Source organism: Chitinophaga sp. 30R24, from assembly GCF_049056765.1.
GTDB lineage: Bacteria > Bacteroidota > Bacteroidia > Chitinophagales > Chitinophagaceae > Chitinophaga.
In genome coordinates, this window is record NZ_JBJGXX010000001.1 from 1,104,250 (window position 1) to 1,118,289 (window position 14,040).

A 14,040-nucleotide genomic window follows, 5' to 3' on the forward strand; every position below is an offset into this window, starting at 1 on the left:
AAAAAAGACTGAGAAAGAACCGGCATAAAAGTAAGAAGAAATAATTACTCCAGTTTCCCGCCATTTATACTAATCAGGTATGCTACCGAGGCGGTGGTCGGATAAAAATTTTCATATATCCTGCATGATTCTAGCATTTACTTCTTAAATTGCTATAGTCATGCAGGTTGTTTCCATAGATCCCGCAATAGAATTCTCCGGACATTACCTGCAGTGATCGCTGAACCCTTAAGCAATCCATCATCACTAACGTGAAGAATACGCTAACTTTATGGTGAGCTATTGTTTTGGTATGCAGTAAGCTGTTCTTAAATAGCCGTGTGCATAGCATAAAAGGTGAAGTTTTAAAGGTTAAAATTTTGGACGCTTGAATAAGGAACTTATTATAAATGCGGCTCCCACAGGGGTGGAAATTGCGTTACTGGAAGATAAGAAGCTAGTAGAATTACATCACGAAAGTGGCAATCCTAACTTCGCAGTAGGTGATTTGTACCTGGGTAAGGTGAAAAAACTGATACCCGGCTTAAACGCTGCATTTGTCGACGTAGGCTTTGAAAAAGATGCCTTTTTACATTACACGGATCTTAGCCCTTATATCCGCTCCATTCTTAAATTTACTTCAATGGCCATCAGCGATAAAACGCCCGATGGATTTGATTTCACTAAATTTAAAAATGAGCCGGAAATAGTAAAGACCGGTAAAATTACGGATGTACTGGGCGGTAAACCTAACATCCTCGTACAAATTCTGAAAGAACCCATTTCTTCTAAAGGCCCACGCCTTAGCTGCGAAATTTCTTTACCCGGAAGATTTATAGTGTTAACACCCTTTAATGATATTGTTGCGGTTTCTAAAAAAATCCACTCTTCCGAAGAAAGAAAAAGATTGCAAAAAATTGTGGAAGCGATCAAACCACCCAACTTTGGGGTGATTGTACGCACCGCTGCAGAAGGAAAGAAAACAGCAGAATTACACGAGGATCTGACTACCCTCGTTCAAACCTGGAAAAATATCCAGACCAACCTCAGCGGAGCCCAAGCCCCGCAGAAGATCCTGAGCGAGCAAACAAAAACCACCAGTATATTACGCGATCTGCTCAATGAGAGCTTTAACCGCATAGTGGTTAACGATAAAAATATATTCGCAGATACCAAAACGTATATCCAAAAGATAGCGCCGGAAAAGTCTGATATCGTTAACTATTATAATAACGGATCTCCTATTTTCGATAACTATGGCATTACCCGCCAGGTAAAGGCTTCTTTCGGTAAAACCGTGAACCTCGACAGCGGCGTATACCTCATTATTGAAGCTACGGAAGCCCTCCATGTGGTAGACGTGAACAGCGGCTATAAAAGCTCCAGCAACAACCAGGAGCAAAACGCCCTGGCCTCTAACCTGGAAGCCGCCGCCGAAATTGCCCGGCAGCTTCGCCTCCGCGACTTAGGTGGAATCATTATCATTGACTTCATTGATATGAAACTGCCGGAAAACAAAAAAGCCATCTTCGAAGCCATGGAGAAATTTATGGCGCAAGACAGGGCAAAACATACCATCTTACCGATATCGAAATTCGGCCTCATGCAAATTACCCGCCAACGGGTAAAACCTGAGATTACTATTTCTGTGGCGGAAGATTGTCCTACTTGCAGAGGAACAGGAAAAATTGGCGCTTCCATGCTGATTCTCGAAGACATAGAGAAAAACCTGCAATACCTGCTGAACCATCAGCATAAAGGGTTAATGATCCGTGTACATCCTATTCTGTACGCTTATCTTACTAAGGGGTTCCTGGTTTCCAAACAATGGAAATGGTACTTCCAGTATAAAAAATGGATAAAGATCAAAGCAGATTCCAACTATCACTTAACCGAGTATCGCTTCTTTGATGCCAACGATGAAGAAATTAAATTATAGGCACATCTGAAAATATTAAAAGCCCCTGAGCACCGCTCAGGGGCTTTTCTTTTTATAAAGATCTGTATCTGTAATTTTCCGTAGTGTATATATTTCATACATTTACCCCTATAATAGCCCTGCGCCCCCTATAACTGTTTATGTTGATTTAGCTAATCATAAATACATCCATTACATAATATGAACATGCGTTTTTACTCCACATTGGTCTTACTAACATTGATCATTTTTACGTCTTGCCATCAACAAAGCGGCTCCCGTAAGAAAAGGAAGGTTAGAGATACTACACACTATACCCAACAGGCATATATTGACCAGGCACTCGATAGTAATTACGTTATCAATTTCCTGCAAACACATAAAACCTACGATGCTTACGATGAATATATCCTTAACTTCTATCGCAAACGGGATTTCCACTACGCCTGGATCAACAAAGACGGACTCACAGAACAGGCCGGCAATTTTATTAATATGATGAAGAACGATGCTGCTTATGGCATCAAGGATAGTAGCCTGATCACCCCAGATCTGCAAGTGCTCACCGATACACTGCTGGTAAGCGACACCGGCTTGAAACCCGGAGATACCGCTATTCCCCACATAGAAATGTTACTCACTGCCCAGTTTTTCGCTTATGGTAACAAAGTATGGGGCGGCCTTACTGCCGATTCTGCAAAAGACCTGGAATGGTTTATCCCCCGTAAGAAAATAGATATGGAAAGCCTGCTGGATTCTATTGTTGGCAAAAAAAATAATGCCTTTGAAGAGGATGAACCGGTAAACCGCCAATATATATTGTTGCGGCAGCAATTAAGGAAATTAGCGGCAATAGAAGCAGAGCTTCGTTGGGATACTATTTATACAACGCAAAAAAGCTTTAAAAAAGGGGATTCTGCTACGGTAATAGCACAAGTAAAACGTAAGCTGGAAGCTTTCGGCGACCTGCCAAACCACGATAGTAGCGGACGTTTTAGCGTAGCGCTGGATACTGCCATACGAAGTTTTCAGGCAAGGATGGGCATCAAGGTAGACGGTATCATCAATAAAAATGTGCTGGATGCCCTGAATACCCCAATACAAGACCGTATCCAGAAAGTACTGCTTAACATGGAACGTTTGCGCTGGGTGCCGATAGAGCCCAGTACCGACTATATTGTTGTCAATATCCCGGAATTTAAGATGCATGTGTATGAGAAAGGGAAATTGGCTTGGAGTTGTAATGTGGTAGTAGGGAAGCCAGGTACCAGCACTGTGGTGTTTACCAAAGAGCTGCGCTATATAGTATTCAGCCCTTATTGGAATGTGCCTCCGGGCATTTTGACGAACGAAGTGTTGCCTGGATTAAGACGTGGAGGAAGCACCTATCTGGCTCGTCAGAATATGGAAATAGTAGGCGCCAGTGGTAAACCGGTAGCCCCAGGGACCATTAATTTCAGCAGGTATTCGGGAGGGAATTTTCCGTATACCGTCAGACAAAAACCGGGTGGTAAGAATTCATTGGGCAAAGTGAAATTCCTTTTCCCCAATGAATATAACATTTACCTGCACGATACACCCGCCCGTTATCTTTTCGGGGAGAATAAACGCTCATTCAGCCATGGCTGCATCCGTATCCAGGAACCTAAGCATCTGGCAGAATGGTTGCTGCGTGATGATCCCTCCTGGACGGAACAAAAGATCGACGATGCAATGAATGCCGACAAAGAAAAATATGTAACGATAAAGGATAAGGTACCGGTATTTATTGTGTATTTCACCGCTTTTGTAGATAGCCAGGGGCGCTTGAACTTTCGCGACGATGTATATGGGCACGATCAAAAGCTGGCTGCGGCCTTGTTTGGAACAACCACGGGGGAAGAGAAGTAAGCTATGAGCTGCTAGCAGCTCATAGCCTTTTCATCAATCTACTGCAATCACAGAGATCTCCACGTTTACTCCTTTAGGTAAAGCAGCTACCTGTACGGTTTCACGGGCAGGGTAATCGCTGCTGAAATAGCTGCCGTATACTTCATTTACCTGCGGAAAGGTTTTCATATCGGTAAGGAAGATGGTAGTTTTTACAACATTACCCAGGCTCATATCTGCTGCTGTGAGGATAGCCTGGATGTTTTTCATCGCCTGGTGGGTTTCATCTATGATACCTGATTGGATCAGGTCGCCGGAAACTGGGTCCAGAGGAATCTGACCGGATACATATAGGGTATTGCCGGCTTTTACGGATTGGTTGTAAGGCCCGATAGGAGCGGGCGCATGGGTAGTATTAATGATTTTCTTTTCCATAGGAAACGAAAGTAGTTAATTATTGAAAATGCACAGCCGCTATAATTAATGATTCTTTATTAGGTTTGCCGAAATTTAACACATGAATATCCTGGTAATAGCGGATGCGCAAAGATATGGTGAATTGCAGCAGAAGGGAATCGCCAAGCATCATGACATACAATGGAGAACTACTTTGGAAGAAGTGCTGTCGCTGAAAGCCTTTGACCTCGTACTGGACCTTATTTTTGACGATCGCCCGGAGCATGCCCGGATATACGCTAAAAATCCAGGTATTCCGGTGCTGGCCGGTATGGTGAAAACATCCTTGTCGGAGCTCATGAATGACTATGCCTTTGAGCAGGGCTTTAACATTATGGGGGCTAATTTCTTACCGGCATTTGTGAATATGCCGGTAACAGAAGTAACGGTGATGGATGAAGGACAACGGCAAGCATTGGACAATATTATGTATCAATTAGGTTGGGAATATACGCTGGTGGCCGATGTAGCCGGTATGGTAACCCCCCGCGTAGTATGTATGATCATCAACGAAGCCTATCTTACTGCAGCAGAAGGCACCGCTTCCAGGGAAGATATCGACATCTCCATGAAACTGGGGACTAACTATCCGTACGGCCCCTTTGAATGGAGCGAGCTGATAGGGATACGGCATGTGTACGAAGTATTAAAAGCAGTGCATCTGGCTACCGGCGACGATAGGTATGAAGTAGCTGCTTCTTTACAAACAGCATACGAAGCGATTTAATTTTTTTCATGGCACTCATACTGAATATAGATACTGCAACTACCATTGGCTCTGTAAGCCTTTCCCGTGATGGGCAAGTGTTACAGACACTGATTAATGAAAAGCAACAAGACCACGCAGCCAGCATCATCTTGTTTGTACAACAACTGTTGAAAGAACACCAACTATTGCCGGAAGCGCTAGACGCAGTTGCGGTGAGCGCTGGCCCGGGTTCGTACACGGGTTTACGTGTGGGAGTAGCAACCGCCAAAGGGTTGTGTTATGCCTGGGATAAGCCGCTGTTGGCCATTTCTACGCTGCAAATGATGGCACAGGGACTCGTTGCTGAACTGAAAGATGAACAAGCCTGGTATTGCCCTATGTTGGATGCCCGCAGACAGGAGGTGTTTATGGCAATGTATACGCCGCATTTAGAGGAAATTATGTCTCCGCAAGCTATGATCCTGGAAGCTACCTCGCTTGACGCTAAACTGGCCCAGAAAAAGATTTATTTTTTCGGAGATGGTAGCCCTAAGTGGGAACTGATGTTATCTTCACATAAAAATGCTATTTTTGCGAAATATGTAATAAGTTCAGCTCACATGGCACCGCTTTCGGAGCTGGCATTCGAGAAAAGAATGTTCGTTGATCTGGCTTATTTTAGCCCATTTTACATAAAACCGTTTTATTCGACCCAAAAACCCTAACACATACGTTTGATTTCGTCATACAACTGTCAAATTACATCTAATTTGCAAGTATCCTAGGATTATATATGATAAAATAAGGTATGGAAATTTTTTTTATTGTGACAAATATTATATTTTTGTATAAATCGATTACCGCAATTGTTGTCTAACTGTTTGCGAGTACTGTCCGTTGATCCCTTTCATTTCATCATTTTTTTAAAACTATTATGCGATGGAAAAAACATTATTAACTACCTCTTCTAATACTCTTATTATTTCTAGAGGTACCAATGAAAAAGACCAGATCAAATTGGATTACATTGCCGTCAAAAAAGCTGCTATGGTTCTTCGTGCTATCAACCATAAGCTGCGCCAGCAGATGATTAAGCTGTTGGAAGACCATAAAAAAATGACCGTGACAGAGATTTATGTGAAATTGCGTCTGGAACAATCGGTAGCATCGCAACATCTCGCCATTTTACGGCGCGCTGGCATTGTAATTACAGAAAGAGATGGTAAGTTTATTCACTACACCATTAACAAGCAACGTATTGCTGAAGTGGCGAAATTCGTGGAAGAACTTGTTGGTTAAAAGTATGGTTCCGTATCCGTACGGAAGAGATTATATAAAAAAGTAGCCATGCGGCTACTTTTTTATTTTTATATAGATTTTATCCATAAGTACGACAGGCCCAGAAGTTGTAAATTTGCAAAAATCAAAAACCATGTTCGTAAAACAATTGTATACCAACTGTTTGTCAGAAGCAGCCTACTTCATTGAATCTGAGGGTGTTGCTGTGGTAATAGACCCGTTACGTGATATTGAAGTTTATCTTGATCTGGCGAAAGAACGCAACGCTACTATTAAATACATTTTTGAAACGCATTTTCACGCTGATTTTGTTTCCGGTCACCTGGAACTGGCAGCAGCCACCGGAGCTAAAATCATTTATGGGCCGGATGCCGATACCAGCTTTGAAAGTTATATTGCCAAAGACAATGAAGTATTTGCTATTGGTGCAGTGTCATTAAAAGTGTTGCATACACCAGGTCATACCCTGGAATCTTCCTGTTATCTGTTACTGGATGAGAAAGAGCAGCCTTATGCTATCTTTACCGGAGATACGTTATTTGTAGGGGATGTAGGACGTCCGGATCTTTTCAGCGGTAATCTTACCAAGGAAGAACTGGCTGGCTATCTTTTTGACTCGCTTAATAACAAGATCAAAACATTACCAGACCAGGTAACTGTGTATCCCGCACATGGCCCGGGTTCGGCTTGTGGCAAAAATCTTGGCCCAAATACCTATAGCACAATCGGAGAAGAGAAAGCAACGAACTACGCTTTATTGGCTACTGATAAAGATAAATTTATTGCATCAGTTACTGATGGCCTGTCTGCGCCGCCTTCTTACTTCCCGATCAATGCCAAAATCAATAAAGAAGGTTACGATACGCTGACTGCCATCATGGAGAAAGCGATGAAACCGCTTACTCCGGCAGAATTTAAAGCGAAAGCTAAAGCAGGTGCACTCATCCTGGATACCCGCAGGGCCAATGAATTTGGCGACGGATTTGTTCCAGGTTCCATCAGTATTGGCCTGGAAGGCCGTTTTGCAGAATGGGCCGGTAGCTTGCTGCCGTTTGATCAGGACATCATTCTGGTTGCCCCTATCGGCCAAGAAGAGGAAACTGTAGTAAGAATGGCCCGTGTAGGTTTCGATAACGTAGTGGGTTACCTTGAGGGCAGCTATCTTGCCTGGGAAGCTGCTGGGGAAGCTAAAGATATGATCATTACCGTAGAAGCAGATGAGTTGGCAATGGACATTCCACACGATCCTAATCTGGTGATCATGGATGTGCGTAAGCCTATCGAATTTGCAGACGGCCATATCAAAAATGCAGTTAACCTGTCGCTCGGCGATATGATGGACCCCGGAAAATTAGCAGACATGGAGGATAATTATAACATCTATGTGCATTGCCAAGGTGGCTATCGCAGTATTATTGCTTGCTCTCTTATGAAAAAGGAAGGCATCCATAATCTGCGCAATGTAGAAGGGGGATTCACTAAAATGAAAGACCAGGAAGGATTACTGGTGGTACAGGAAAAAACAGTACTGAACTAATCGGTTCAGTGGTAACCTATATGCAGGCTGTCTTCGAAAGAAGGCAGCCTTTTTATTGGCGGGCTAATCCATGGTTACCACCAAATACTTGTGGGGCGAAGCCTTATCCGTTGTATGGATGCTTCCATCTTCTGTGGCTCCATACCCATACTTCGGGCTGTTCGTAGATGTTCTTTTCCAGAAAGTGCACAAATGCCTCTGTAATCTTGCCATTGGGCTCTTGTTGCGGATTTTCGAATGCCAGCTGCAAGGTAGCATGGTAATGGCCTCTTTTGACTTTTCGGATATCTACAAATACTACAGGTATATTGGCCCGTTTGGCGCCCATTTCTGGGCCTTTATAAAAAGGCGTCATTTTGTTGAGGAAAGGATACCAGAAGCAGGTTTTAGGCTTACCAGGATTCTGATCAGCCACCAGGGCGATCAGGTATTGCCGCTGCATCCAGTCGCGCATGCTATGTCCCATATCATTGGCGGGTATCAGGATGGTGCCAAACTTTTCGCGGAAATGCCGGAACATCCGGTCGGCAGGCTTGTTTGTGAGCGGCATGTATACTACCAGGAACGGGTATTGTACTCCCTGCATGCAGAACAGGTTAGCCCATTCCCAGTTAAAGTTATGTCCCAAGTGCAATTGGCAGCTTTTACCTGCAGCATAGAGTTGGTGCAATACCGTAAGATCGCACTGGAAGCGTTTTTGTAATTGGGCTTTGCTCATGGTGAGCAGTTTGATGGTTTCCACCATCATATCGGTAAGATTACGGTAATATTTTTTAGCGAGTATGGTTATTTCTTCCTTTGACTTATCCGGGAAGGCTTGTGTCATATTCTCCATCACTACTTTCCTGCGATACCCGATCACATAATACACCAGCACGTAAAATATATCGCTGATGAAATACAGCACCGGAAATGGCAATATGGAAAGGCTATAGCAAAAAGCAAGCAGCAGATAATACATATTTCCTATTGTTGATATTTCCTGCGCAAAGGTAGGAAAAGACAGCCGTTAGCTACAGTACAATGTTTTGTACCAGCGCTGATTTGAACGGATAGTCTGTATTGTAATGTAATCCCCTGCTTTCTTTCCGGAACGAAGCGCCTTTTACGATGAGGTAGCCGGCCGTGATTAGGTTACGCAGCTCGCACAGCTGTGGCGATACCATCGTTTTTTCGTACAGGTCTTCTGTTTCTTCATGAAGGATGTCGAGGCGGCGGAGTGCGCGTTGTAAACGCACATCGGTTCTCACAATGCCCACATAATCGCTCATCACCTGTTTCAGCTCTTTAAGGCTCTGGGTGATCAGGATCATTTCTTTGGGTGCAGTGGTTCCGGTAGCGTCCCAATCGGGCACATTTTCCTTAAACTCCAGCAGGTCTATTTTACTGGTAGCATCCATAAAGCAGCGGTGTGCAAATACCATGGCTTCCAGCAGTGAATTGGATGCGAGGCGGTTGGCACCATGCAGCCCTGTGCTGGCACATTCACCGCAGGCGTACAAGTGGCGGATGGAGGTTTGGCCCCATTCGTTGGTTTTAATGCCTCCGCAACTGTAGTGTGCAGCCGGCGCTACAGGGATCATTTGCTGACTGATATCAATGCCGGCAGCTTTGCAGGTTTCATAGATGTTGGGAAAGTGATGGATGAATTTCTCCAGATCCATATGCCGGCAGTCGAGGTACACATGTTCTGTACCGGTGATCTTCATTTCACTGTCTATCGCGCGGGCTACAATATCGCGTGGCGCCAGCGACAGCCGGGGATCATATTTATGCATGAAATCTTCTCCATGAATATTGCGCAGGATACCTCCATCACCCCTTACTGCTTCTGTGATGAGGAAAGAAGGGTTTACACCTGGTTGGTATAGCGCTGTAGGGTGGAATTGGATGAACTCCATATTTTCTATACGCCCTTTGGCCCGGTATACCATCGCTACTCCGTCGCCGGTAGCAATAACAGGGTTGGTGGTGCTACGGTACACTTGCCCGTTGCCTCCGGTAGCCAGTAAGGTTACTTTAGCCAGTATCTTTTCTATTTTATTGGAAGACAGATTGAGTACATATACCCCATAGCATTCTATATCTGGAGTGGATTTGGTGACCAGGTAGCCCAGGTGATGCTGGGTGATCAGGTCTACAACAAAACAATGCGTGATCAGCTCTATGTTAGGCCGGCGGTGAATGGCGTCCAACAAGGCCCGTTCTATTTCCTGCCCGGTTATGTCTTTGTGATGGATCACACGGAATACAGAGTGTCCGCCTTCCCGGCCCAGTGAAAATTCGCCATCTGGGTTTTTATCGAAATTGGCGCCCCATTCTATGATCTCGTTCACCCGCTCCGGACCTTCCGTGACAACGATCTTTACTATTTGTTCGTTACAAAGTCCGTCGCCTGCAATAAGGGTATCTTCTATGTGCTTTTCGAAGCTGTCGTTTTCAAGGTCATTTACCACTGCAACTCCACCTTGGGCATACTTTGTATTCGTTTCATCCTCCCGGCTTTTGGTAATGATGGTAATCTTTTTATCCGGGCATTGTTGTGATACCTTGAGCGCGTAAGTGAGCCCCGCAATCCCAGAACCGATGACAAGAAAATCTGTTTGCTGCATAGTGGGCAAAAATAAGCATTAAAAATGCTTTGCTGGAACAAAATCGATACCGATAGTGCCAAGCAGGCTGTTTATCCACTAACCTTTTGTATAGCATTACTTCACGTTTCTAGCCCGTGGAAAATAGGAGATGCCACCATATACTAATCCTAATTGGGCCAGCCCATAGGTAAGCATAACAATGATGTTGCCTCCTGGCAATGGATGGTAGAATTTGTCTATAGCAATGAGCGTATCCGATGCGAGGAATAATGTGGCGCCGGCAACACAATACCAACCTGCCTGTTGCCGCCAGAAATGAAACGCATGCAATGTGCTTTGTACCATAATGGAAAGCATAACTGCATAAATCACCACGGGGAGTGTTAAGGCGCCCAGATAGGGCAACAAGAAAAGAATAAAAACGATCACAGCCGCAGCGTTCAGGAAAATAAACGGATACTTACAAGAAGGTATAGGCACATTGCTGAACCTGATTTTCAGGAAAAAAACGAGGTACATGATCTGTGCGAAGAGGAAACTGGCCAGGCCAGGGAGGAACAAGTTGTCGTGCAGCAAGAGATCGTCTCCGATAGAAGAGAAAAAGAGTGCGAGCAGTAAGAATAACCGGAAAGGCCAAGACATCTTTACTTTTGCATACAATACGTATACGACTAATGGAACCATTAGCAAAGGCTTGGTTGTATAACGCAGATCTGCCCTGTGTAATACTATCAATAGGATATCAGCCAGTAATATGAGTATGTAAATAAGAAGGCTTCGGGTTCGCAGCATGAGGAAAGGGATTGTAGTACCAAATAATATTTATTCGTGATCATATATACGGGATTAACACTCATCTGGCTTTAGGTGTTCAGCAAAATATAAAACGTAGTGCCGTTGCCGTTAACACCAGGGCTGATTACTTTCAATTGGCCGCCATGCATTTGTATGATCTGTTGCGATAAGCTAAGACCAATACCGGAACCTTTCTTTTTTGTGGTAAAGAAAGGGATGAAAATTCTGTTCATCGCGTCTCTGTCGATGCCAGGTCCGTTATCTGTTATTTCTATACAGATCTGCTGGGCGTTGTTAAGGTACAACTTCATACTGATGTGTGGCTGCGGTGCTTGTTCGAGGGCATCCATAGCGTTTTTAACCAGGTTGATCAGTACCATCTGCAATTGGGAACTATCGGCATGTATCTCCTGGTTATCAACATTTATCTCTAGTTGAAAGTGTATGCCTGCCTGCTTCATATCTGCTTGGAATAGCTGGTTAACCGAGCTGATCAGCGTTTTTACATTTACACGGGTAAATTGTGGTTGAGGAAGCGTAGTATAATCACGATAAGCATTCACGAAGTTCATAATGCCTTTGCTTCGGCTTTCTACGGTTTGGAGGGCTTCCCGTAAGTCTGAGATGCCTTCCTGGTGTTGCGTGCCTGGAGCGATGTCGAGGTCTACGATTTCTTGCATGGTACTAATGAGCGACACAATGGGGGTAAGTGAATTCATGATTTCATGGCGCAGTATTTTGGTAAGGTGCTGCCATGCCTCCAATTCTTTTTTCTGCAGCTCAGAATGGATATTTTGTATAGAGATCAGCTTAATTAAACGGCCCTGGAGGCGTACCGTAGCTGCATGGATGGAGAGCTCCTGCTCCTGCCGGGTGGCATACAGGGTTTTATGGCCGGAAGATAGTTCTATTAACAGCTCTGCCAGCCCGGGATGTACTGTTTTTAACTCATAAATGTTGCGTAGCCGGTAAATGCCCATCAGCCGGAAGGCTGCCGGGTTAATCAGTTCTATTTTCCCTTCTGCATCAAATGATAATACACCGATACTGATGTGTTGAACAATGATATCAATATATTTTAGGTTAGCCTCTTTTTCTGCCCTGGTTTGCCGGAAAGCTTCCAATACTTCGTTAAACTGATGGTTGAGCATGCTAAAACTTTTACCCAGCTTATTATCGGCGCTGAAACGGATAGAAAAATCTTCATACCGGATAGATTCGAGGAACAGGGTTAGCTTTCTGTTGACCCTGTTCAGATAATAGTAAAGGCTATACAATTGTATTAATACCAGCGGAAGTGCCAGGAACGACAAAGGTTGCATGGTATGCAGGTATAGCCAGAGGGTGGCTCCTATGCTGATCGTCAGCATAATAACCCGTAATCCGATATTGACGCTGAAGCGGTTCATGGGGTGCATTCCCGGAGGCTAGATGTTATATTTTTCCAATCTTCTGTATAACGCTGCACGGCTCAGCCCTAGTTCTTTGGCTGTTTCGGTGATATTGCCGTTACATTTTTTCATAGCCTGGGAGATAACATTCCGTTCCATTTCTTCCAGGTTATAGCCGGTATCCATTGTTGGATCGGTAGTAGTATGGATGTTTTTTACGAAAACGTCTTTAGGTTGCAGCGTTTTACCCTGGGATAGAATCACTGCTCTTTCAATAGCGTGTTGTAGTTCTCTGATGTTACCCGGCCAATTGTAACGTTGCAATTGGGTGACAAGCGATTCGTGTATATGCTGTACCGGGCGTTTGTATTTATCGCGGTATAGTTGCATGAAATGTTCTGCGAGGGGCACAATATCCTCACCCCGTTCCCGGAGGGGCGGCAGATGTAGTTCGATGGTATTGATACGGTAAAGCAGGTCCTGTCTGAATAGGTGTTGGGTAGCCATGTGTTGGATATTGCGGTTGGTGGCGCAGATCAATCTAACGTTTATGGGTACACTTTTGTTGGAACCTACTTTGGTAACAGACCTGTTTTGTAATACAGTAAGGAGCTTGGCCTGAAAGGGGATGGAAATATTCCCGATCTCATCCAGGAAGATGGTGCCACCGTTGGCTTCTTCAAAACGGCCAAACCGGTCTTCACGTGCATCAGTGAAAGCGCCTTTTACATGGCCAAAGAGTTCACTTTCAAAAAGGGTTTCGATGATAGCGCCCAGGTCTACGCTTACAAATGGTTTGTTGCTACGGTCTGATTGCGCGTGTATTTGCCTGGCCAGCATGTCTTTACCGGTACCATTTTCTCCAAGGATCAGGATGTTGGCATCGGTGGCCGCCACCCTTGATACGGTATCAAATACTGTCAGCATAGCCGGGCTTTTTCCAATGATCTGGCCATTGCCTGGTTGAGGTGTGGTTACGGTGGATGTATCCTGGTTGGCAATACGTTTATTATAGGCTGTTTGAATGGTGGCCAGGAGCTTTTCATTTTCCCAGGGCTTTAACACAAAGTCTGTTGCCCCGGCTTTAATAGCCCTTACCGCCATTTCTACATCGCCATATGCAGTAAATAATACCACAGCTGTTTCCGGTTTGATATCCAGTATACGGTCGAGCCATTCAAACCCTTCTTTGCCACTGCTTAAATCGCGGGTGAAGTTCATGTCCAGCAGGATCACATCATAATCGAAGTTGGTAACGAGGTAAGGTATTCTCTGTGGGTTCTTTTCAACATCAATTTGTTCAAAATGCCGCTTCAACAATAAACGGGCAGCACGTAATACATCTACATCATCATCTACAATTAAAATCTTTGCGGGTTGCATGGTACTCATATGCGATAAGGTGAATGGTCAACAATATTAAACAAAGATTTTCTCAAACCTGCAGCTAATTTCAGGCGCTTTTAAAAGTGTCCGTTAATGGACACCACGTGTTCGGCAGGGGACATTTTTTA

12 protein-coding genes are annotated in these 14,040 nt (G+C 44.3%); 6 read left to right on the forward strand and 6 right to left on the reverse strand.

What is annotated here, in order from left to right:
- Positions 1–367 precede the first annotated feature (367 nt).
- Both ACDQ55_RS04610 and ACDQ55_RS04615 read left to right on the forward strand, forming a co-directional pair.
- Positions 368–1,918 (forward strand): Rne/Rng family ribonuclease, encoded by a 1,551-nt coding sequence (locus ACDQ55_RS04610; RefSeq protein WP_420979976.1) that lies wholly within the window; start codon positions 368–370, stop codon positions 1,916–1,918.
- Positions 1,919–2,104: 186 nt separating this feature from the next.
- Positions 2,105–3,787 carry a L,D-transpeptidase family protein gene (locus ACDQ55_RS04615; RefSeq protein ID WP_420979978.1) on the forward strand — a complete coding sequence of 561 codons (1,683 nt, stop codon included), beginning with the start codon at positions 2,105–2,107 and terminating at the stop codon, positions 3,785–3,787.
- A gap of 33 nt (positions 3,788–3,820) precedes the next feature.
- On the opposite strand, the gene ACDQ55_RS04620 is transcribed toward ACDQ55_RS04615, so the two are convergent.
- The gene (locus ACDQ55_RS04620) at positions 3,821–4,201 is read right to left on the reverse strand and encodes a RidA family protein (RefSeq protein ID WP_420979980.1); all 381 of its coding nucleotides are present in this window, start codon (positions 4,199–4,201) and stop codon (positions 3,821–3,823) included.
- 82 nt (positions 4,202–4,283) lie between these two features.
- Here ACDQ55_RS04620 and ACDQ55_RS04625 point away from each other — a divergent pair, with 82 nt between their 5' ends.
- The 4 genes from ACDQ55_RS04625 to ACDQ55_RS04640 all read left to right on the forward strand — a co-directional run bounded on the left by ACDQ55_RS04625 (position 4,284) and on the right by ACDQ55_RS04640 (position 7,746).
- On the forward strand, positions 4,284–4,949 hold the full coding sequence (locus ACDQ55_RS04625; RefSeq protein ID WP_420979981.1) for a 3-hydroxyacyl-CoA dehydrogenase family protein: 666 nt from the start codon (positions 4,284–4,286) through the stop codon (positions 4,947–4,949).
- Between the two features lie 8 nt (positions 4,950–4,957).
- Complete coding sequence (gene tsaB / locus ACDQ55_RS04630) at positions 4,958–5,635, forward strand: tRNA (adenosine(37)-N6)-threonylcarbamoyltransferase complex dimerization subunit type 1 TsaB (protein WP_420979983.1); 678 nt, start codon at positions 4,958–4,960, stop codon at positions 5,633–5,635.
- A 214-nt stretch (positions 5,636–5,849) separates the two neighbouring features.
- Positions 5,850–6,209 (forward strand): ArsR/SmtB family transcription factor, encoded by a 360-nt coding sequence (locus tag ACDQ55_RS04635; RefSeq protein WP_012788619.1) that lies wholly within the window; start codon positions 5,850–5,852, stop codon positions 6,207–6,209.
- Between the two features lie 133 nt (positions 6,210–6,342).
- A complete protein-coding gene (locus ACDQ55_RS04640; RefSeq protein ID WP_420979984.1) occupies positions 6,343–7,746 on the forward strand; it encodes an MBL fold metallo-hydrolase in 1,404 nt (467 codons plus the stop codon).
- A 103-nt stretch (positions 7,747–7,849) separates the two neighbouring features.
- On the opposite strand, the gene ACDQ55_RS04645 is transcribed toward ACDQ55_RS04640, so the two are convergent.
- From ACDQ55_RS04645 to ACDQ55_RS04665, 5 genes are all read right to left on the reverse strand, one after another.
- The gene (locus tag ACDQ55_RS04645; RefSeq protein ID WP_420979985.1) at positions 7,850–8,707 is read right to left on the reverse strand and encodes a lysophospholipid acyltransferase family protein; all 858 of its coding nucleotides are present in this window, start codon (positions 8,705–8,707) and stop codon (positions 7,850–7,852) included.
- 52 nt (positions 8,708–8,759) lie between these two features.
- Positions 8,760–10,358: an L-aspartate oxidase gene (gene nadB / locus ACDQ55_RS04650; RefSeq protein WP_420979986.1), complete on the reverse strand. Its 1,599-nt coding sequence runs from the start codon at positions 10,356–10,358 to the stop codon at positions 8,760–8,762.
- Between the two features lie 96 nt (positions 10,359–10,454).
- The gene (locus tag ACDQ55_RS04655; protein WP_420979987.1) at positions 10,455–11,132 is read right to left on the reverse strand and encodes a lysoplasmalogenase; all 678 of its coding nucleotides are present in this window, start codon (positions 11,130–11,132) and stop codon (positions 10,455–10,457) included.
- Positions 11,133–11,203: 71 nt separating this feature from the next.
- On the reverse strand, positions 11,204–12,553 hold the full coding sequence (locus ACDQ55_RS04660) for a sensor histidine kinase (protein ID WP_420979988.1): 1,350 nt from the start codon (positions 12,551–12,553) through the stop codon (positions 11,204–11,206).
- Positions 12,554–12,562: 9 nt separating this feature from the next.
- Positions 12,563–13,918, reverse strand: a complete 1,356-nt coding sequence (locus ACDQ55_RS04665) for a sigma-54-dependent transcriptional regulator (protein ID WP_420979990.1) — start codon at positions 13,916–13,918, stop codon at positions 12,563–12,565.
- Between the last annotated feature and the right edge of the window lie 122 nt (positions 13,919–14,040).